Annotated in this window: 21 protein-coding genes and 1 tRNA gene; 7 read left to right on the top strand and 15 right to left on the bottom strand. The window is 35.1% G+C overall.

Going from position 1 to position 20151, the window contains the following annotated elements; all coding sequences use genetic code 11:
* Positions 1-6: 6 nt before the first annotated feature.
* Together AC6EIW_RS08430 and psbX are read right to left on the bottom strand one after the other, a co-directional pair.
* Complete coding sequence (locus tag AC6EIW_RS08430; RefSeq protein WP_498520219.1) at positions 7-978, bottom strand: Ycf66 family protein; 972 nt, start codon at positions 976-978, stop codon at positions 7-9.
* A gap of 84 nt (positions 979-1062) precedes the next feature.
* Positions 1063-1233, bottom strand: coding sequence for a photosystem II reaction center protein PsbX (gene psbX, locus AC6EIW_RS08425; RefSeq protein WP_498520218.1), 171 nt, complete (start codon positions 1231-1233; stop codon positions 1063-1065).
* A gap of 87 nt (positions 1234-1320) precedes the next feature.
* Here psbX and AC6EIW_RS08420 point away from each other — a divergent pair, with 87 nt between their 5' ends.
* Complete coding sequence (locus AC6EIW_RS08420) at positions 1321-1620, top strand: YggT family protein (RefSeq protein ID WP_498520217.1); 300 nt, start codon at positions 1321-1323, stop codon at positions 1618-1620.
* Positions 1621-1632: 12 nt separating this feature from the next.
* Here the strand turns inward: AC6EIW_RS08420 and accC are convergent, their stop codons facing one another.
* A complete protein-coding gene (gene accC, locus AC6EIW_RS08415) occupies positions 1633-2976 on the bottom strand; it encodes an acetyl-CoA carboxylase biotin carboxylase subunit (RefSeq protein ID WP_498520216.1) in 1344 nt (447 codons plus the stop codon).
* Between the two features lie 126 nt (positions 2977-3102).
* Between accC and AC6EIW_RS08410 the strand changes: the two genes are divergently transcribed.
* Together AC6EIW_RS08410 and AC6EIW_RS08405 are read left to right on the top strand one after the other, a co-directional pair.
* A tRNA-Leu gene (locus tag AC6EIW_RS08410) sits at positions 3103-3184 on the top strand.
* 26 nt (positions 3185-3210) lie between these two features.
* Complete coding sequence (locus tag AC6EIW_RS08405) at positions 3211-4488, top strand: glycosyltransferase family protein (protein ID WP_498520215.1); 1278 nt, start codon at positions 3211-3213, stop codon at positions 4486-4488.
* Here the strand turns inward: AC6EIW_RS08405 and AC6EIW_RS08400 are convergent, their stop codons facing one another.
* From AC6EIW_RS08400 to AC6EIW_RS08385, 4 genes are all read right to left on the bottom strand, one after another.
* On the bottom strand, positions 4489-5532 hold the full coding sequence (locus AC6EIW_RS08400) for a PRC-barrel domain-containing protein (protein WP_498520214.1): 1044 nt from the start codon (positions 5530-5532) through the stop codon (positions 4489-4491).
* A 58-nt stretch (positions 5533-5590) separates the two neighbouring features.
* Entirely contained in the window at positions 5591-9196 is a 3606-nt protein-coding gene (gene smc / locus AC6EIW_RS08395; protein ID WP_498520213.1) for a chromosome segregation protein SMC, read from the bottom strand.
* Positions 9197-9272: 76 nt separating this feature from the next.
* The gene (locus tag AC6EIW_RS08390; protein WP_498520212.1) at positions 9273-9662 is read right to left on the bottom strand and encodes a hypothetical protein; all 390 of its coding nucleotides are present in this window, start codon (positions 9660-9662) and stop codon (positions 9273-9275) included.
* Between the two features lie 92 nt (positions 9663-9754).
* Positions 9755-9892 (bottom strand): hypothetical protein, encoded by a 138-nt coding sequence (locus AC6EIW_RS08385; RefSeq protein ID WP_011294050.1) that lies wholly within the window; start codon positions 9890-9892, stop codon positions 9755-9757.
* Positions 9893-10118: 226 nt separating this feature from the next.
* Here AC6EIW_RS08385 and AC6EIW_RS08380 point away from each other — a divergent pair, with 226 nt between their 5' ends.
* Positions 10119-10574, top strand: coding sequence for an ElaB/YgaM/YqjD family protein (locus AC6EIW_RS08380; RefSeq protein WP_498520211.1), 456 nt, complete (start codon positions 10119-10121; stop codon positions 10572-10574).
* Entirely contained in the window at positions 10574-10960 is a 387-nt protein-coding gene (locus tag AC6EIW_RS08375; protein ID WP_498520210.1) for a phage holin family protein, read from the top strand. Before AC6EIW_RS08380 ends, AC6EIW_RS08375 begins: the two co-directional genes overlap by 1 nt.
* A gap of 1 nt (position 10961) precedes the next feature.
* Here AC6EIW_RS08375 and AC6EIW_RS08370 read toward each other — a convergent pair whose 3' ends face one another.
* From AC6EIW_RS08370 to AC6EIW_RS08360, 3 genes are all read right to left on the bottom strand, one after another.
* A complete protein-coding gene (locus AC6EIW_RS08370; RefSeq protein WP_498520209.1) occupies positions 10962-12086 on the bottom strand; it encodes a THUMP domain-containing class I SAM-dependent RNA methyltransferase in 1125 nt (374 codons plus the stop codon).
* Positions 12087-12569: 483 nt separating this feature from the next.
* The gene (gene folE, locus AC6EIW_RS08365) at positions 12570-13310 is read right to left on the bottom strand and encodes a GTP cyclohydrolase I (protein WP_498520208.1); all 741 of its coding nucleotides are present in this window, start codon (positions 13308-13310) and stop codon (positions 12570-12572) included.
* A gap of 223 nt (positions 13311-13533) precedes the next feature.
* Complete coding sequence (locus tag AC6EIW_RS08360; protein ID WP_498520207.1) at positions 13534-13941, bottom strand: cupin domain-containing protein; 408 nt, start codon at positions 13939-13941, stop codon at positions 13534-13536.
* 524 nt (positions 13942-14465) lie between these two features.
* Here AC6EIW_RS08360 and AC6EIW_RS08355 point away from each other — a divergent pair.
* The gene (locus AC6EIW_RS08355) at positions 14466-14642 is read left to right on the top strand and encodes a hypothetical protein (RefSeq protein ID WP_498520206.1); all 177 of its coding nucleotides are present in this window, start codon (positions 14466-14468) and stop codon (positions 14640-14642) included.
* 76 nt (positions 14643-14718) lie between these two features.
* Here AC6EIW_RS08355 and AC6EIW_RS08350 read toward each other — a convergent pair whose 3' ends face one another.
* The 3 genes from AC6EIW_RS08350 to AC6EIW_RS08340 all read right to left on the bottom strand — a co-directional run bounded on the left by AC6EIW_RS08350 (position 14719) and on the right by AC6EIW_RS08340 (position 16651).
* Entirely contained in the window at positions 14719-15036 is a 318-nt protein-coding gene (locus tag AC6EIW_RS08350; protein ID WP_498461940.1) for a DUF3303 domain-containing protein, read from the bottom strand.
* A gap of 172 nt (positions 15037-15208) precedes the next feature.
* Entirely contained in the window at positions 15209-15379 is a 171-nt protein-coding gene (locus AC6EIW_RS08345; RefSeq protein ID WP_498520205.1) for a hypothetical protein, read from the bottom strand.
* A gap of 207 nt (positions 15380-15586) precedes the next feature.
* Entirely contained in the window at positions 15587-16651 is a 1065-nt protein-coding gene (locus tag AC6EIW_RS08340; protein WP_498520204.1) for a glycosyltransferase family 4 protein, read from the bottom strand.
* Positions 16652-17400: 749 nt separating this feature from the next.
* Here AC6EIW_RS08340 and AC6EIW_RS08335 point away from each other — a divergent pair.
* Entirely contained in the window at positions 17401-19236 is a 1836-nt protein-coding gene (locus AC6EIW_RS08335; protein ID WP_498520203.1) for an ABC transporter ATP-binding protein, read from the top strand.
* Between the two features lie 36 nt (positions 19237-19272).
* Here AC6EIW_RS08335 and AC6EIW_RS08330 read toward each other — a convergent pair whose 3' ends face one another.
* Both AC6EIW_RS08330 and AC6EIW_RS08325 read right to left on the bottom strand, forming a co-directional pair.
* Positions 19273-19509, bottom strand: coding sequence for a hypothetical protein (locus tag AC6EIW_RS08330; protein WP_498520202.1), 237 nt, complete (start codon positions 19507-19509; stop codon positions 19273-19275).
* Positions 19443-20114, bottom strand: a complete 672-nt coding sequence (locus AC6EIW_RS08325) for a nucleotide-binding protein (protein ID WP_498521632.1) — start codon at positions 20112-20114, stop codon at positions 19443-19445. Before AC6EIW_RS08325 ends, AC6EIW_RS08330 begins: the two co-directional genes overlap by 67 nt.
* Positions 20115-20151 lie beyond the last annotated feature (37 nt).

The following is a 20151-nucleotide window of genomic DNA, read 5'->3' as shown; positions in this document are numbered from 1 at the left end:
TTTTGCTTAATCATCAAATCTTGAATTGTTATCTCTAGGTCTCGACTTTCTTGTAGATGATGAATAGGAACCTTTTGAAGATGATCTTTTATTGGAAGCAGGTTTTGCACCAGAATTTTGTTCAGGTCTTCTACTAGTTCTTTTTACAGCCTTATCAACACTAGAAAAAGCCGCGTCTTCAATATTTTTATTAGTCTTTGGATCTCTGCTAGATCTGTAGGTAGATCTTGTTAAATCATTAGTGTTTATCGATGATGAAGACCGTTGGGAGGTGTTAGATATATCATTTCTTCTATTACTTGAAGTTTCTCTACTGGCAGACGGACGAGTTCCTCTTCTGCTCTCTTGACGGCTAATTCGCCTTTCTCCAAAATTTGAAGATCTTGCTGAAGAAGAGTCTGGATTATTAAACCTTTCCATTCTCCTTTCTCTCTCAGCTCCTCGAGAATTAATTCTTGAAGAATCGATATCTCTTGGCCTTCTACTTACAGCCTGCTCAGGTATGACAGCCCTAGATGGACGTCTTCCATAACTTTCATCGTCTGCATACTCTTCTTGATACTCATCCCTACCTGAAAATCTTCTATTGATAGGTTGAGATTCCTCAAATCGATCATAATCTCTATCAGAGCCTGCATCAGACAAACCTCCCCTAGAAGATCTTGGCAACTCAAGTTCATCATCAAAATATGAAGATCTGCGTGCTTGATCGGTTGCAATCCCTCTTAGTCGAACACTCTCATAAGCAAAGAAGACAGTAGTACCTGCAAGCAAAAATTGTCCAAACTGAAGGATAGGATCTAAACGCCATCCTTGAAAAAAAAGTATTCCGCCACAGAGCAAACCTATAGCGGCAAAAAATACATCGTAATCTCTTGCCAATGCTGGCTTAAAAGATCTGAGAAAATATAAGCCAGCTCCGCACACAGCAAGAACTATGCCAACAATGCTGGCCCAATTTAGACTGGCATTGACCAAGTTTGCCCTCTTAAATAAAGATTTTCAGGTTGAAAACAACCCTTATTACTATCAGTCTATGGCATAAACAGGTGATTGCTAGGGCTATCTACTCAATGCATCTTTTTGGCTAACCCAAATCAATGCAGCTGCTGCAGGTGCAACTACCAAGGCACCAGCCGCAAGAAAACTGCCTATCATCCCCACAGCAGAACTTGTTGCAGCTTGACTGGAAGCTCCAGCACTTAGGAACAAATTTAATAAATGAAAAGCCATTTCAGCTAATTCTTATGCAAGACCGAGTAATCTTACGCAATAAAAGATGATTTATACCATCTATTCAATAATGCTTTGAGCTTTGTGATGCCTCTATTAATTAAAAGTCTTCCAATCCTGCATTTTTTAATGGGTTTTTTAATAGGTTTGCTAACCCTTGCATTCCTTCTCAGAATTATTTTGACTTGGTATCCAAAAATAGATTTAAGAAATGGTTTGTGGCCAATTATCTTCTTACCAACTGAACCCATATTGATAGCTACTAGAAAAATTGTTGCTCCTATAGGAGGGGTAGATGTTACTCCAATTATTTGGGTGGGGCTCTTAAGTCTCTTTCGTGAATTATTTCTTGGCCAACAAGGTTTACTAACTCAAATTATATTTTGAACTTAAAGCTATTTATAACATTTCTTGTTCAACAAACTTTGTATGAACATCCCCTTTTACAAATTCTTTTCTCTTAAGTAATTTTAAATGAAAATCAATAGTAGTTGTAATTCCTGTTACTGCACATTCGTTTAAAGCTCTTTCCATTCGTTTAAGTGCAGCTTCTCTATCTCTTCCCCAGACTATTAATTTTCCTATTAAAGAATCATAAAAAGGAGGAATGTCGTAACCCGTGTACACATGACTATCTACTCTTACACCTGGGCCACCAGGTGGCAACCAGCCTGTGATTTTGCCAGGAGATGGTCTGAAATTATGACTAGGATCTTCAGCATTAATTCTGCATTCAATTGCATGGCCCTCTAGCTTAATATTTGACTGACTAAATTGTAATTTTTCTCCGCCTGCAATACGTAATTGTTCTGCTATTAGATCCATACCAGTAACTAATTCCGTTACAGGATGCTCCACTTGTATTCGAGTATTCATCTCCATAAAGTAGAAGTTTCCATGGCGATCAAGCAGGAATTCCACTGTCCCAGCACCCTCATAATTGATACTTTTTGCAGCTGCAACAGCTGCTTCTCCCATCTTGATTCTTAAGTGATCATCTAAAGCTGGACTTGGTGATTCCTCTAATAATTTCTGATGCCGTCTTTGAATCGAGCAATCTCTCTCTCCGAGGTGAACAACGTTACCAAAACGATCAGCAAGAATCTGTACCTCAACATGTCTTGGGAGATCAATAAATTTCTCCATATACAAACCTGGATTTCCAAATGCAGCTTCTGCTTCCCCTTGTGCAGCTTTAAAAAGATTCTCCAATTCATCTGAATGTCCTACTAAACGCATGCCTCTTCCACCACCTCCTGCAGTTGCTTTAATCATGACTGGATATCCCATTTCAGAAGCAAGCTTGGATGCAGCTGAAACACTATCAAGTAAACCTTCACTTCCAGGTACGGTAGGAACTCCCACCTTTTGCATGGTCGTTTTAGCCGTTGACTTGTCCCCCATAGAACGAATTGCATGGGGTGATGGACCAACAAAAATAAGCCCGTGATCCCCACAAATCTCTGCAAATCGATCATTCTCGGCTAAAAAACCATACCCTGGGTGAATAGCATCTACACCTCTCGAGGTCGCTGCAGCTAATATATTCGGGATATTTAGATAACTCTTACTGCTAGGCGAATCTCCAACGCATACAGCCTCATCAGCTAATTGAACATGTAAAGCATTTTTATCAACCGTACTGTAAACAGCGACCGTTGCTATCCCCATTTCACGACAACTCCGGAGAATTCTTAAAGCTATTTCGCCACGATTAGCTATTAGCAATTTGCCTATGGGCATTCAAAATTATTAGGTCCTCAGCCGGATAGTATCAGTATTGGTACCCAAGATTAAAACCAATTAGGTAGAAGCTTAATAGGTTTAGCATTATGATCATGGTTACTTAGTGCTTAACTGAGTTAACTTGCGGATGTGGCGGAATTGGTATACGCGCATGTCTAAGGAACATGTGGCTTCGGCCTTGCGAGTTCAAGTCTCGCCATCCGCATTATTAAAGCTGATGCTCATCTTTAAATGAGTAATAATTCTTTAGCAATTATTTTCATCTCAAATGGACCAGGCGAACTATCTACATGGGTTAAACCAATAGCCCAAGAACTTCATAGGCAAATAGCGTTAAGACCAAAAGCAAATAATTCTCCGATATCTTTAAATTTGGTATTGGTTCCATGCCCAAATGCCACTGGTTATGAAGCTGTTGTTGCAAAAGATTGGTTTCTATTTGAAAAAATAATAAAGGCAAATAATTTCTTAAAGCTTCTTATTCAACCTAAAAAATTTGGTTCATGGCCTTCCCAAGGGTTAGTAATTTTTTTAGGAGGAGATCAATTTTGGAGCGTTCTACTATCAGCAAGATTGAAATATTTGAATATGACATATGCAGAGTGGATTGTGAGATGGCCTTTTTGGAATAATCGTATCCTCGCAATGTCAGAAAAGATTGTTGAAAAAGTACCTAAACAAATTCAAAATCGTTGCTCTGTAATTGGAGACCTCACAGCTGACTTAAATGAAACTGCAAAAATTGATAACCCCCTCCCTGCTGGCAAGTGGATTGCACTCATGCCAGGTTCAAAAAGCGCGAAATTAAAAATTGGAATACCTTTTTTTCTTGATGTGGCAGATAAAATATCCGAGTTAATGCCAGAATGTAAGTTTTTAATACCTATCGCTCCTACCACAAACTTAGATGAAATTAATTACTTTGGTAGTAGCAAAAATCCAATTTCTAAGCAATATACGTCTGGTATCAAATCAATTAATAAAGCCAATGATAAAGAAGAAAGAGGAATATTAATTACCACTAATTCTACAGTAATTTTTATACAAGAAAAGCATCCAGCATATAGTGATCTTAGCCAATGTGATATTGCCCTAACGACTGTAGGGGCTAATACTGCCGAGCTAGGATCATTAAATATTCCGATGATAGTCGTTGTACCAACGCAGCATATTTTAGTAATGGACGCATGGGATGGTTTCCTAGGCTTAATAGCTAGATTGCCAATTTTGAAATGGTTCATAGGATTACTAATTAGCCTGGTAAAACTAAAAAATAGAGGTTTCCTGGCTTGGCCAAATATTTCTGCAGAAAGGATGATTGTCCCTGAAAGAATCGGCAATATAACACCATCACAAATAGCTAAAGAAACTATTGATTGGCTGAATACTCCTTCAAGGCTTTCTGGTCAAAAACAAGATCTACAAGCACTCAGAGGCAACAAAGGGGCGACAAAAAAATTTTGTCAGCAAATTATTAATCTTTTAGAAGAAAAGAAACTTTTAAAATAATTACCATGGATCTTCAATATCTAAAAGTTCTTTATCATTGGATTTAGAATCTTTAGATTCTTTGATAGATAATTCATCAACGGGTTCTACGTCTATAGGTTCTTTTTCTCTTGTAATTTTTGATCTATTTTTAATTTTTGGAGAAGCTATATTACCTTGAAAATTGTCATTCTTATTGTTTAATTGTGATTGATTATAGCCAACATCATCTGCATCAATTTCGGAGTAAATTGATGATTGATTAGATTGATCAAGATATCTTAATTCTTGGTCATATTGTTGTTCTTCTGAATCTTTTAATTCTACATATTCCATCTCTTCTTCTTCAAAGATTTCCTCTTGGGATTGCTCTAGAAGACGTTGATCATCATTTTCACTATCGCCAGAAGTTAATTGATTTTCAACTGGGACTAGATTAACTCTATACCTATCTCTTTCGCTTTCTTCCCATCCCGAATTGCCTACACCAAGCTTTTCAAGAAAACCGCTATTTAATTGTTTTAATTTCTCTTCAGCTCCCTCATAAACAATTATTCGATCTGGGCCACTACTCACTATTTCATCAACAGGCATTTCCCAAGTACTTAAAACTCCCTCGCCTAATAAAGGAACGCCTAATGCTCCCATAACTAAAGTAAGTAATTCTCCTGTTTCAATATCAAAAGAAAATCCAAGTACTCTTCCCAGCTGATCTCCTGATTCAGTAATTACCTGGCAATTAATAACTTTATTAAATTTTTCGGGAACAAAGTTTTCACTTAAGGAGTCTATTGTATCTACCAAAATCACATCCCCTACTTGACGGATCTGATCAAGAGGCAGCCATCTAGGCAAACCAGGTAAAAAACGTGTTAATGGATTATCTCGTAGACCCAAAGCAACAACCTCTCTACGATCAATATCAACAACCACTTCTCCTACTAGGCCTAGCCTTCGTCCAGTATCACGAGTAATAACCTGAGTCCCCATCAACTCAGAACGAAGCCATAATCTGTCACTTGGAACAGCTGATGGTGATTCTTGTTGGGCTTGAGTGTTGGTCAACTCAAATATGCAGTAATGAGATTGGTAAAACCATTTTGGACCATCTTAGTAAATTCAATCAAGCTGCGATTGGCAACCCAACAACTTGAGTATGATTTCCCCTCGCTTGCGTAACTCCAATAGTCCTCATTGAGGCTCCAATCATAGGTCTTCTATGACTTACGACAAGAAATTGTGCATGCTCAGCTTGCTTGGAGATTAAAGCGGCTAACCTTTCTACGTTAACTCCATCCAAAAAACTATCTACCTCGTCGAGAGCATAAAAAGGGGAAGGTCTAAAACGTTGCAAGGCAAAAAGAAAACTCAAAGCAGTTAATGACTTTTCTCCTCCTGACATAGCCGCAAGCCGTCTTACAGGTTTACCTTTTGGATGAGCAACCAAAGTCAAACCACCTTCCAAAGGTTGATCAAGATTCTCCAATTGCAAATGTCCATCACCTTCAGAGAGACTTGAAAAAATGTCACGAAAATGCATATCAACTGCCTGAAAAGCCTCCATAAAGGCTTCCTGACGCAAGGTTGAAACAGTCTCTATTCTGAGCAATAACTCTGCCCTTTCATCGGTGAGTACTTGAAGTCTGTTTTCAAGTTCACTAAGTCTCTCTTCTAATTTGGCCAATTCCTCCAGGGCAAGCATATTCACAGGTTCCAATTCTTCCATCCTTTTCTGCAAAGCATTCAAGTGAGACAGTAAAGCCTCTAGACCATGATCTCTAATTTCATCTGAGATCACGGGCACTGGGTTGGGAAGCTTTTTCTCTAATTCACTACATCGAATGGTTTCCATACGCATTTCTTCCTTCAAGTTTTTTTGATCTTCCCTTAAACGTTGAAGACTCCATTGCATATCTTGTAAATTCAACCTTTTTTTAGCTACATCAGCTTCTACACAATCTCTTTCTTTTCGTTGTTCACCAAAGCGAATTTCTAAATCTTTCTGTTGATTGATCAAATCTTGCCGATTAGTGTTGAGTAGATTGCTTTGCTCACGCCAAGCGGTATGAGCAGAGGCAAGATTATCTATGGAATCCTTTAAACGTTTTTCTTCGCTTATTAAAGAAGCCTCTTGATCATTTAATCGATCAATCGCGAGCTTGTTTTGGGATTGCTTATTTGAAATCTCATCTCTTTTATTTCTAAAATTAAGTAGATTTTTATCAGCATCTTCTAGATCATTTTGTAATTCAGACCAAACAGATGCGTCACTTGATTTTTCTATTATTTTCTCTTCATTCTCAATTTCTGATAAAACGACCTCTAAAGGTTTAATACTTGAATTAATTGATTCTAATTGAAATAGCTTTTCTTTTTTAGATTTTTTCAGATCGTCAATCCTTTTTGAGCGATTACTTTGGCGTTCTAATAAAGGCGAATTTGATCTTTTAGAAGTTTCTCTTTCGGCATCAAGTGCTGCTTTCTTTTGTTCTAATGTACTTAGATCAGTCCTTAGATTATCTAGCTTATGGATGAGTTGACTTTCGTTTTTTTGACAATTGACTAAGGTCTCGCCAATTTCTAATAATCTAATCTTCAATACATCACAATCATCACTATCTTTTGCTCTTCCAAAACTCAAACCCAAGGCTCTATTATTTAAACTTCCACCAGTCATTGCTCCACTCTTTTCTAACAATTCACCTTCTAAAGTGACAGCTCTTTTTATGCCAATTTGATCACGAGCTGATGACAAGTCACTAAAAACAATTGTCTCACCAAATACATACAAAAAAACATCTTTATATATTGAATCAAATTGAACCAAGTCAATAGCCTTAGCAATTAAGCCAGTATTTTTATTGAGACTAAGGTGAACAGATCTCTGAAATACATCGGACCTATTTTGAGAGATTTTTAAAATCTTATTAAGAGGTAGAAAAGTTAATCTTCCAGCTCTTTTTCGTTTTAAAAGATCAATTGATTTTGCAGCAATTTGATCGTTATCAACAACAACTTGCGCAAGTCTTGCTCCAGCAGCGACCTCTAGAGCAATTCGATAACGATCTTCAACTTCACCTAAATTCGCAACAGGTCCATGTATACCTTCTATCCCAGATTTTAATAATAAAGTTATTGCATTTGTCCCTCGGCTTTCGGATATAATTTCTTTCCTACTTTCTAAACGAGCAATATCATTTTGAAGCTTTACTTGTTCCTTCTCTAATCTATATTTAGTGCGCTCTTGTATGCCTTTCTCAGAAATTAATTCTTGAAACTCTTTTTTCTTCATTGATATTGAACTTAAAACATTATCCCATTCCTTATTCAGATTATTTATTTCTATATGTACTTTATCATTTGAGAATTCATCAGTTTTCTGATCAGTTTCTAATTCTTTTAAAATAACATTTAATTGCAATAAACTTTCTTCAATATTTTGTTTCTCTAGTCTTTTAGGATCTAATTCCAATCGGATTTTTTGAAGTTCATTTCTAGCTCTCTGATGTTTTTCTATCCATGCACCAGAACGACCTGCTACATCTGAAAGCTTCCTTCTAGAAGATTCAACCCAAGCCTCAGCTTCTTTACATCTCAAGTCAGCTTCCTCTAAATCTTTAGGATTAATCTCATTCAACTTAATTTGTAAATCAGTTTGATAATCTTTCTTTCTCTGGATAAGATTATTTCTAGATTCCTGTAATTTTTGTCCTTCATTTTTATGAGCAAGACCTTGTCTTTCTAGCTCTCTATGTTGAGATTCAATTCCTGCTAGTTTACCTTGAACTTCTAGCAATTGATCTTCACCAAGTTCTTTGACATTTTTTTGTAAAATATCTAATTTTTCTATACATTTACTTAAATCATTTTCATTTTTAAGTAACTTTTCTGCATCTAATTTTTCTTTTTTAATTAATTCCTGATGATCGAAATCTAATTTTTCCAACCCCTTTTTTGCATTTTCATACGATAAAACTAACTCTTGCTTTCTGCCAATTAATAATTGATTTTTCAGATCTTTATATAAACTTGCTTTCTCACAATCTTTTTGCAAACGCTGTTTGGAAAGAATAAGTTCCTGTTCAACAATGCGACAACGTTCTTGCCTTTCATAAACATCATCTAACTTTGTACGAGTTTGATCAATACGAGCATCAAATAGTGCTACACCAGCAAGTTCGTCTATAAGCACTCTACGATCTTTATTACTCATAGAAACAATTCGAGTAACATCTCCCTGCATAACGACATTGCTCCCCTCAGGATCGATCCTTAAGCGCCTTAATTGGGTTTGTAATTGCTGTAAGTTACAAGTCTGACCGTCTGCGCTATAGGTGGAAGCATATGATCCTCCTGGCATAACCTTTAATTTTCTTGATACTGTCCATTCTTTTTGATTAGGCTTAATCCAAGGCCCTTCCTCAGTAGGCTCTATTCCTTCTTCGGCATCATCGGGCTGCCAATCAGTTAAATCAAATTTAACAGTTACTTTTGTTTCCGAGGATTTTCCAGCTTTTAATACGCCACTATTAACTAAGTCGGGTAATCTGTCAGCTCTCATACCTCGACTATTTGCAAGGCCTAAACAAAATAAAACTCCATCAAGAATATTGCTTTTACCTGAACCATTTGGACCTGTTACAACTGTAAAGCCCTTTTCAAGTGGAATCGACATCGATCCACCAAAGGACTTGAAATGAGACAAATCTACGTGGTTGATATGGACCAATAGAATGCATCCACAATAAGAATGACGTTAGCGAAATATGAGAAAAACTCAAGCCTTTCTGATTTACAAGAAATAATTAATATCTTTTGCTAAAAATTTTGAAACCATTTTCATCTATTACCAAATTAGATTCAACCCTTCCCCACTCTAGCGATAAATTTATGAAACTATTCTCAACAGATGGTAGAGATTCCAAAACAATTCCTTTTTTAATTCTAGTTGCAAATCCCCGATTACCAGACACAACCTTTTCTTCAATATCTAGCCAATAAAGATTATGAGGAGCGATATATACGGAAGATACATAAGGTCCATCCAATAATGGGATTTTATTCAGGCGCCAAGTTCTACAAAAATCTTTATCTTCTAAAAGAAAATCAAAGTGAATACCAGCTTCATCATCCGGTGCTCCGGTATGTCTTAATAAAACCCACCTAAAAAATTTTTCATTACCAAAAGTATTCAAGTTTTAAAATAATTCAAAGCTAATAAATAATTTCCCACAAAAACATATCAGGAGAAAATCTCCAAAATATAAATTGCAGAACGACAAACCTTTTAGCTTTTTGCCTCAGGTACAAACCTTAGAGCAATTAAAAGAAGACTTCCAGCGCCTGCTATTGCGGCTAAGACTAGTCCAAAGTCAGTAGGGATTGTATTAGAAGCAAAAACCATTGATGAGATTCCGACGCCCATGGGATGTTTAGAAGATATGCATGACGTTTAGCACTATACGTATTCGAATAGCAATATTTGTAAGCAAAGACGACGAAAAATTCTCATGAAATTATGGAGTTCAAACATAGTAAAACTTAAAAAAAAGATACTTTTTAAAGGAACTTTCAAAATTGAACCGATTAAGGGGTTTCGATTAGTGCAATATCTCTCTATTCTTTAATAAACCTTTAGGTTTATGGAATCAGTGAATTCCTCGTCTTCTGCTACATCAAATTCAGTCGAGGCTGAACAAGCTATTTCTGAAAAGTCTCCAGAGCAATGGTTCAATGAACAATTTGATAATTTATTGCCAAAAATTCAAGAACGATGGCCAGATTTAGCCAAACAAACTTTAGAAGCAACTAAAGGAAGTCTCGAAGATTTAATCAATGTCATATCAATACACTCAGGGAAAAACAGTTTTGGAGTACAAGAACAACTGGAAGAAATTTTTCATTCTGCAACTGACACAACTAGAGGGCTAGCAGAGACTTTGGAACCTCTCGAGAAACAGCTTGAAAACCTTCTAGACGAATTAAACAGTACGCTAAGACCACGAATTGAGACACCAGTAAGAAAAAGGCCCCTCTTAGCCATAGGAATTGCTGCTGGAATTGGAGTTTTATTTGGCATACTGCTTGGGGGAGGCAGAAGAAATTAATGACCAACTCAGAACGCAAAAAAGGAATAGGAGCTGCAGCAAGAGTTACTGCTTTGGCAAGTTCCGTAATGGACCTTCATGTTCGCATTGCGCTGCAAGAAATGGACAGGGAAAAACGTCGACTTATAAGTGGGTTGATTTTCTTGGCTAGTGGAGGGGTGCTGATGTTATTTGCCTTACTTGGTTCTGAATTATTTCTTGGATATTGGCTAAGAGACTTATTTGAATTAGAAAACAAATCAACAATTTTAATTTTAGTGCTCATAAATCTTGTATTTGCTGGGATGAGTCTCAGAATTGGTGGATATCTAGCAAAAGGTCCTTACCTGCCAGAAACTTTGGAAGGAATTGCAAAAACCACAAAAGCTGTTTTAGGAAAAAATTAAACTAATTAATTTTATAATTCAACCATCGACAATCGATAGAACCATTATTTACTTGAAAACGTTGACATGCTTTCATCCCCAAATGTTTACTTAGGTGTGGATTCCCATTAAGTAACCATAGATCCCAGCCAGAGGCTTTTTGTTTGCAATATTGACCTAGTTGTTGATAAAGCTTAGCTAGTTCATTTTCATTCCCTATTCTTTTCCCATAGGGAGGATTACAAATTAAAAGTCCTATCCCAGGGGGTAATTGAAATTCTTGAAAAGGGCAGTTGATAATTTCTATATAATTTTCCAAGCCAGCTTTTCTTATGTTATCAGTAGCGGAAATGTAAATCATTTCATCAACTTCGCACCCAATTATTTTAGGTAATTTCTTATTTAAGGGTTTCATCTTCTGTGCCATTTTTAATTCTTTATCCCATATAGAGATATCAAAATCCGGCCAATTCTGAAATAAAAATTGTCTATCCAACCCAGATGGAATTCCAAGCAACATACTTACTGCTTCAATCAAAAATGTTCCAGAACCACATAATGGATCTACCAAATTAATAGATCCATCCCATTCAGTCATTCGAATTAAACCAGCAGCTAATGTTTCCTTTATTGGAGCCATTCCAACAGCTGGTCTGTAACCTCTTTTGTGAAGACTCGAATTACATCCATCAACACTCAAAAAGGCTTGATCATTTGACAAGTGCAAATGAAAACAAATATCTGGATGATTTAAATCGATGCTTGAACGTAAACCCCATCGTTCTCTTTGTAAATCAATAATTGCATTTTTCACTTGCAAAGCAGTGAAATGAGTATGTGATAATCCTTCTCCAAATCCAGTGACATCTACTCGAAAACTTTGCTTAGGCTGAAGCCAATTTTCCCAATCAATTGACCTTTGAACACCGCTATACAGTTCATGCGGGCCATTACAAGGAAATCTAGAAATCTCTCTTAGAAATCTAAAAGACAATCGAGATCTCAAATGTATTCTGTATAAACAAGCCATATCAGCTTCGAATAATATATGCCTTCTTGAAGCTTTAACTGATTTAGCTCCAAGTTCTATCAACTCTTTTGCACCCTCTTTTTCAAGACCTTGAGAAATAGATGCAACAAGTTTCATTGCTTATAAATTATTTAGAAAGGATACAAAAGTTCTTTGAACACTAATCGATTAATTCCAAAAGATCTGCCAGAATGTAAGTGTCTATTTTCCAATGGACTAGGTGATTCACACCAGTATCTCGGACAGCGGTTCGATTCCGCTCAGCTCCATCAATGGGGCTGCAATGGCTTCGACGGGGTATCAGGCGAATGACTGAAGCCTGCTCGGTCAGAGCAAAACCATAACTGCTAACAACATCGTTAGTTTCTCCCGTCAAACAGCCCCTGTTGCTGCTTGATCTTTTAGGAGATGGGGTTAGGTCAACCTTATTACCCAAGTGATCCACGAGGCCTGCGAGGGCCTCACTCTTATTCCAGCAGAGCGAGTCTTATATTTCGTAAATCCAGTAAATATTGATGTTAGGACAAATAACCATAAAAAGGAATTACCTCAGTCAGCCCAAGAGAAAGCAAAGTATTGACAATAAGAAATTAAATTTAACTATCTAGACAAGGCTGTTTCCTGTTGTCTTACGAGTTCAAAGAATTCTTGTTTTAAGCTTGGATCGTGTCTGAAATCACCTCTTACAACCGAATTAACCATGCTGCAATGTGATTCTTTGACACCTCTTAATTTCATACAATAGTGATCTGCTTTAACTATGATTCCTAATCCTTGTGGCTCGCATAGGCGTTCTATTTCATCAGCAAGAATCATCACAGCTTCTTCTTGAATATGTGGCCTAGAAAAAACCCAATCTGCAACTCGAGAAAACTTGGATAAACCAATTACTCTTTTCCCAGGTTTAATTCCAATCCAACAATTTCCAATAATTGGTACAAAATGGTGAGAACAGGCAGACCTAATAGTCATAGGTCCGACAGTGTATATCTCATCTAAATTTTTTACATTTGGGAAACTTGTAACTTTTGGTTGTTTATGATATCTGCCCTTAAAGACTTCATTGATATACATCCGAGCGACCCTTTCTGCCGTCTCTAATGTGTTGTGATCATTATCAATATCAATAATTAAACTTTTTAATAAATCTCTTATTCTTGCTGCAACTTCAACTTCTAAATCCTCTATCTCACCAGGTTCAATATGTTCAGCAATATTGTCATTAGCGAAAAAAGAAACGTTTTCCTTCAAAAGGCGAGAACGAATAACTTCTGAAGTTAAATGCTGAGAAAGCGGATTAAAATTATCGTCAATTTCTTCAATTTTTGTAGTAGAAGTCATAAACCCTTATTGAGGAATCAATAAACAATCAACCAGCTAATGACACTAACATATTGAGACCACAAACTGAGACACAAAGGTTGCTTAAAGGTGTATTCATCTATTGATTCCTAAAGACTAGAAGGTTTTCTTCAAGTAGGCGCAAGGTTCTTGAAGCCATCAAAAAGACTGACCTGAGTCAGCCCCACTGGTTCCGATAGAAAACGGCTGTCAACCAAACTAATTATCCTTCAACATTCGTGAGAGTAGGAACTCCCTCAGTGGCTGCGACAACAACCCACATAACTGATGGTACTTTTCCATTATTAGCCATGGTATGAGGAGGAGTATCAGCAGATAAAACAAAAGAATCTCCCTCCATGAAAGTTGTACTCTTACCTTTCTTTGTCTTCAGTGTTAATTGACCTTCATCGATATAACCAGTTAATGGTGCCTCATGAAAATGAAGAGGGACGACGCCACCTGGTTGAACATCAACTTTATAAAGCCTCATTTCACCTTTACCTTCAGGGTATGTGAAAGATTCTCCGTAAATTGGTTTTGTGCTTGTGAAAAGTTCTTGTACATCTACAGGAGGCTTCTCATCAACTGCAATAGCAATCGGCGAATAGCTCATCAAGGCGAAAGCCATGCAGGCTAAAAAGCTGAAGATCTTTTGAAGCATTAATTTTTAATTGAATGAATCTTGATTGTATCCACTGCAAAAAAATTTGAGAAGTCTAAATTCATACAAATGGGCTAGGCGATGAATAGATCCAGAAAATGATTGGATTGTATTGCTTGTGATTAGCCTAGATAAATCTTTTCAAATTACAAACTTAGCCCCAAGAAACACTTATGCATTACAGCTAAAAGTCCCACTCCTAAATCCCTATGTAAAAGCTAAAGATCTATTTCTATAAAGCCTTAATTACCAGACTAAAAAAGAAATAATTAAAAACAATCCAATAGAATATATAAATCCATCTATTAACAAATAAAGAAATTAAAATAATACTATTATCTTTTAAAAAAAATGTAATTAAGCTTCTATAAATTATTAAGTAATTTTTTGTTTAATAAACGTCTTATATCTTTATTACTTACAATAATTTTTAATAAGTAATTAAATTGATAATAAATATTCTGATAATATCTTATAAAATAATTGAATCCATGCATTTACCTCTTTTTGCTTTAGCTTCATCCGATTGGGGCGTTGCTAGATTTACAACCGACTCTTTTGCTTTAATCGCATTAGCAATATTGGTTACACTTCCTATCCGATTACTCAAGGATAAAGCCGGCTTCAAAAATATATGGGCATCTGGAAACGCACTCTCTAAAAAATAAGTCAATTTTTTTCAAATTATTATCTATTTATAAATTAGAGTCAAGAATTATATAGCTATAGATTTGTTGGGTAGATTTAAGACATTTTTGCAAATAAGTCCTTGTGATAATCCACAACATTTTGACAGCTAATAACCGGAGTAATTTCCATATCTATACCAAATTGAGCTCTCCATGGGGCAAAATGTTGAAAAAGTTCCTTATCACCATTTGCATTGCAGAGAATCACAACGCGACCCTCACCAGGTGCATGGACACGAAAAAGCATTTCAAACCCATCAAATTTATCTTGTTTAGACATCTCTCCATTTTCCCAAAATTCTACAAACTGTTTATAAGCAGCAATTTGATTATCTATATCAGTGAACTGACAATCAACTAGATAGAGTTGCATTGAGCGAAAAGTAAAAACTAACTTTAGCTGTAACCAAAAAAAAAATTGTTGATATATCGATCAATAAACAAATGATGTTATAAAAAGAAGACAAAAGCTATAGAAATTCCTAGGGACTGATTTTTATAGCCGAAAAAATTTTCGTACCGTCTTTCATAGATTAATCAAATTATCAAGGAGAGTTGAAAAATCCATTCGAGAATAAAAATAAACACATAAGAATTAGAGGGCCTACTCCAAATACAAAGAGAACAATTTTTGCAGTTCTTGGTGTTGTTTTGTTTTCTTCAACTGCTTGAGTTATATTAGAAGTTACTTTTTTTTTTGATTTTCGACTAGGCATTTCTAAAATATTCTCAGAAAAACCATAATAGCAGTAATAAATTAAGATTGATAGACTATCAGGGAAAGGAACCAATCAATAACGTAATAATTTTTTGAATCTAAATAATAATGAAATCAAATCATAAAATTCTCTCGATATTTGATGATATCAATGTTTTCTTTAACACCAGTTGGATTGCTAAATAATAACTTTAAGAAATAAAGGTTAATCAAGTTCTTGAATAATCTTTTCGATTGTTCTAGCAGTATCAAACCAACTAAAAGATTCAGCTCTTTCCGGGCCCTCTTGAAGAGCATGTTCGAAACATTTTCTATCATCAATAACTGCCTTCATAGCCAAAGAAATTGATTGAATATTGCATGGATTCACTAAATAACCATAATCTCCAAGTATCTCAGGTAGAGCTCCTCTGTCAGATGCAATAACTGGTGTTCCACAAGCCATTGCCTCAAGAGCTGGAAGGCCAAATCCTTCCCAAAGACTCACAATGATGAGTGCATGGCATTCGTTTAATAACGATAATTTTTCATCATCATCAATCCAGCCTTTCCAAACACACAAATGTTGTAGATTATATTTATCAATTAATTTTACAAGACTTGGTGTATATCTCTTATCAAAAGGCCCTACAAAAACAAGCTTATAATCATTTATTTTTGCATATGCAAATGCTTGGATAAGCCTACGCAAATTTTTATGTGGATTATGCCTACCAATAATAAGAAAAAATTTTTTTCGTTGTTTTTTTATTGGATAAAACTTTTCATGATCAAATCCTAATTTAATTGGAAATAATTTATGCATAGGTACATTATAATATTTATTTAAATCATGAGCAGTAGAAACAGAATTACATAAAATTATCTTTGATTGTTTTAAAATCAAAGGAATATAAATTAAATGGTATAAAGTTAAAAATGATATCGTAGGGTACCTTATTGGTATTAAATCATGAGCCAAAACAACAGATTTAATATTAGTAAATAATGGCGCTTCCAATAATGGTGATAAAAAATATTCAGCATTTAAATTATTCATTAATTTTGGTACAGAATTTTGAAGCCAATACAATCTTCTAAAATGACTTTTGATGCCTGAACCTGGAGATAAGTTATTAGGTATATAAATATCACCTTTGATACCGATACCTTTTGGAATAAGCGTAGTGACTTTATGGGGTGAAAAAGAATTCAGTAAATCCTTAGAAACGACTCCAATACCTGTATTTTTTTTTGAAATGTAGCTCCCGTTAAAAACTATAGAAATCATGGTTATAATATACGCATTGAAATCTATCTTAGATAATAGTCATTCAAATGTTGAGAGAAAACTTTTTTTTAAAATTTTTTAAATACAATCAAAACAGTAGTTGTGAAATTGTACAATATAATTCAAATGAGAATTTTTCTTTACACGATCAAATCAATAGTAAGATTATAGAGATAGATAAAAAAATATCAGAAAGTAGCAAAGCCCTTATGGAGGCACAAATTGTAAAATTGCGATCCACATTCTCAAGATCGAATAATTTTATAGAACAGGTTGGAAAAAATATATACAAAACAAAATTAGAAGAATCAATTACCTGGCATCAAAAAGAACTAAGAGAACTATATCTTAGACGCAAAAAGCTGAAAATCAATCTAGAAAAAGCTCAAGGTATATTTTGGTTGAATCAAATCAAAAGGTTTCTGAGAATTATACTAATAGGATTTTTCATCTCTTTGGGTCTAATTATCTTTTTGTCTGGGTTTATGATTATGATTTATTTATTACCACTTATTATATTAATCTTCTTCGTTAGGTTAATAGCCAATAAAAGATATTAATTTGGTTTTAAATATAAATTATATTGTAAAAATTCTTAAATTAAAAAAATTTCATCATCTCAAAAAAATACTTTCTCACCATTCTCTTTGTAAACTTCAAAGCTTTACTCTAAAAGGCTGAAAACCAAACACCCAAGGAACTGGCTGAATCGGGATAAACAATTTCTCAAAAGTAAGTAATTTTATTAAATGATCGGTACAAGCAAAACATATCTTCTATTGATGCGCCTTCTAAGGGCACTGCCGGTTAGAAGAAGAAGGTCTCTATTGAAATTAATTCCTGTAGCAGCCTTAACTGGCTTAATAGATGTAATTGTAGTTGGAATTGTTTCTAGATTATTTACTGTTTTTATAGGCAAACCCAATCAACCACCCTTACCATTTCAAACTTTTATCCCTGAAGACCCGAAAACAAGAGTCATTATTTTAGTGGTTGTATACATAGGAATGAATTGGCTGGCATCATTTTCTAAATTATTTCTTAAAGCAGCCCAAGAAAGACTAAGAGTAGCAGTTTGGCGAGACTTATCAGAATTAGCACAGAAAAAATTGCTATCTCAACCATATGAATTTTTCTTGGACAAGAAAAAATCTGATTTATCATCAAAAGTTCTAATAAATATATCTAGAGTCTCAGAATTTTTAGTAAGGCCAATCCTTCAAATTTCTAGTGGTTTATGTGTGATTGCGTTTATATGTATTGCTGTTCTACTCATAGCAAAGTCGATAGCTCTTTATTTAATTATTAGTCTCTTAATTTTTTATATCTTTATTTCGTTATTTGTAACACCTTTTATAAGATATTCTTCTCGTCAAAGAATCAAATTAGAGAAAGAAACAAACAATATTCTCACTGAGTCAATGAGGACAATTATAGATGTACACCTCACTGGCTCAGAATCATATTTTGAAAAGAGATATAAATTAGCAGGTAAAACCTCTTTCCCTTTTATTTGGAAAGCTGAAGTTTTACCTGAATTTCCTAGATCATTAATAGAGCCATTTGGTATTACATTGATTTTTGCAATTGGTCTTTTCCCTTATATAACTGGGCAAAACACTTCAATACTTATTGAGATAGTTCCATTTTTAGCAACAATTGCAGTAGCTGCCTTAAAACTAACTCCTCCATTACAAGATTCCTTTAGAGCATTAACTTCTATGCGTGCATCAATTCCTGATTTAGAAGAGATCCTGAAATTAATAGAACTTCCATCAAGTCGACTAACGAAAAGATCAATAGGAGTTCCCACAAAAAAAGGCATTGAACCCAGGAATCACATCAAGCTTGAAAAACTGAGTTACAAATATCCCAATAGCAAGGAATACACCTTAAAAGACATAAATCTTACTATCCCCATTGGGTCAAGAATAGCTTTTGTTGGAGAAACAGGAAGCGGAAAAACCACCACAGCCAACCAACTACTATGTCTACTTAGACCAACAGATGGACAACTTTTATTAGATGGGATTAAAGTTAACGATACAGAAGTTCCAGCTTGGCAGGATTGCTGCTCTTATGTTCCACAATCAATTACTTTGTTAAATAGCAATATTATTGAAAATATCGCATATGGATTAGATAAAGAATTAATAGATCTTAAAAGAGTCTGGGATGCACTGAAGGCAGCTCAATTAGCAGAATTAGTATCAGATATGCCAATGGGTCTAAATACATCAATTGGTGAAAATGGCATCAGGCTATCTGGAGGACAAAGACAAAGATTGGCCATAGCAAGAGCTTTTTATAGGCAATCAAAATTATTAGTTTTAGATGAGGCTACTAGCGCTTTAGACAACAGAACAGAAGCAGAGGTAATGGATGCAATTGAAATTATAGGTAGACGATGCACAATAGTAACGATTGCTCACAGATTATCTACGATTGAAAGATCAGATTGTATTTATGAATTTAAAGACGGAAGAATTAATGCCTTTGGAGATTATCATCATCTACTAAAACAATCTAAAACTTTTTATGACATGGTACAAATAGCGAAAAAAACACATAAATCAAATATATAAATTACATACATTCAAAATTATGAAAAAAATCAAAATTTAAAAAAGTAATTTCAAGTCTATTAAACCTTTATTTGAAAGATACAGCATTAAACCTGTTCCAATTATTGATCCAGATATACCTCCAAAGAACCCAAAAAATAAAGTACTCAAATTTTTCCCATCAGTAGTAGGTGATTGAGTAGAGATAGGCAGTTTTTCAACTACTTTTAAGCGCTCAGTAGCTGGTCTTCGACTGGTTTGTTGATGTCTGACAAGTGCTTCGAAATCTGGCATTGAATTTGTTTAGCGATGGAGCAATAGGCCGACCAACCCGACATTCGCCTGGGATCGGATCGACCTTTATCATCTACTGCATCAATTACGGCGGCGCCCTGATTTTCTGCTTTATCAAAAGCAGATAACAAAGGAATCTCACCTTCTAAGACCGTTAAATCAAATTTTTCTAAAGCCTGTCTGGCTTCATTCGCAATTCGCTTTTGGCGACAATCAACCTTAACTAATAAAACTGCATGAGGAATATTTAACTGTTTTAATAAAGATGCTAATTCGACAGTTAATTCAACCGATCTAGCTTTTGGGGCAGTGGGCAAAAGAACAAGATCAGAACCAGCTGCTAAATGTTTTAGCTCTTCTTCATCAGTACTCGCTTGACCATCAGTAATCACAATTTCTGATAACCTCGTAGCCTTAGCAGCTGCTTCTACAGGGACTATGTTGAATTTAAGATTACCTCTAGATCCATAAGCAAGAGCCGATCGATTTCTATCAGCATCAACTAGACAAACGTTTTTCCCTTGAGAATTCCAAACACTTGCCAAATGAATTGAGGTACAAGTTTTAGCTACTCCACCTTTTTGACCACATATAGTTATGAACAAAGGTAAGGAATCTATATCTAAAAATAATTTGCAGGAT

Source organism: Prochlorococcus sp. MIT2308 (genome assembly GCF_059772345.1).
This window is presented reverse-complemented; position numbering and strand designations above follow the sequence as displayed.

Excerpts from the sequence above, each read along its gene's own strand:
- AC6EIW_RS08360 (WP_498520207.1), bottom strand. The coding sequence starts at position 13,941 with ATGGCTTTCGCCTTGATGAGCTATTCGCCGATTGCTATTGCAGTTGAT.
- AC6EIW_RS08385 (WP_011294050.1), bottom strand. The coding sequence starts at position 9,892 with ATGGGCGTCGGAATCTCATCAATGGTTTTTGCTTCTAATACAATCCCT.
- folE (WP_498520208.1), bottom strand. The coding sequence starts at position 13,310 with ATGACTTCTACTACAAAAATTGAAGAAATTGACGATAATTTTAATCCG.
- AC6EIW_RS08370 (WP_498520209.1), bottom strand. The coding sequence starts at position 12,086 with ATGAAACTTGTTGCATCTATTTCTCAAGGTCTTGAAAAAGAGGGTGCA.
- AC6EIW_RS08420 (WP_498520217.1), top strand. The coding sequence starts at position 1,321 with ATGCCTCTATTAATTAAAAGTCTTCCAATCCTGCATTTTTTAATGGGT.
- AC6EIW_RS08355 (WP_498520206.1), top strand. The coding sequence starts at position 14,466 with ATGCATTTACCTCTTTTTGCTTTAGCTTCATCCGATTGGGGCGTTGCT.
- AC6EIW_RS08335 (WP_498520203.1), top strand. The coding sequence starts at position 17,401 with ATGATCGGTACAAGCAAAACATATCTTCTATTGATGCGCCTTCTAAGG.
- psbX (WP_498520218.1), bottom strand. The coding sequence starts at position 1,233 with ATGGCTTTTCATTTATTAAATTTGTTCCTAAGTGCTGGAGCTTCCAGT.
- accC (WP_498520216.1), bottom strand. The coding sequence starts at position 2,976 with ATGCCCATAGGCAAATTGCTAATAGCTAATCGTGGCGAAATAGCTTTA.
- AC6EIW_RS08330 (WP_498520202.1), bottom strand. The coding sequence starts at position 19,509 with ATGCCAGATTTCGAAGCACTTGTCAGACATCAACAAACCAGTCGAAGA.
- AC6EIW_RS08375 (WP_498520210.1), top strand. The coding sequence starts at position 10,574 with ATGACCAACTCAGAACGCAAAAAAGGAATAGGAGCTGCAGCAAGAGTT.
- AC6EIW_RS08345 (WP_498520205.1), bottom strand. The coding sequence starts at position 15,379 with ATGCCTAGTCGAAAATCAAAAAAAAAAGTAACTTCTAATATAACTCAA.
- AC6EIW_RS08340 (WP_498520204.1), bottom strand. The coding sequence starts at position 16,651 with ATGATTTCTATAGTTTTTAACGGGAGCTACATTTCAAAAAAAAATACA.
- AC6EIW_RS08350 (WP_498461940.1), bottom strand. The coding sequence starts at position 15,036 with ATGCAACTCTATCTAGTTGATTGTCAGTTCACTGATATAGATAATCAA.
- AC6EIW_RS08405 (WP_498520215.1), top strand. The coding sequence starts at position 3,211 with ATGAGTAATAATTCTTTAGCAATTATTTTCATCTCAAATGGACCAGGC.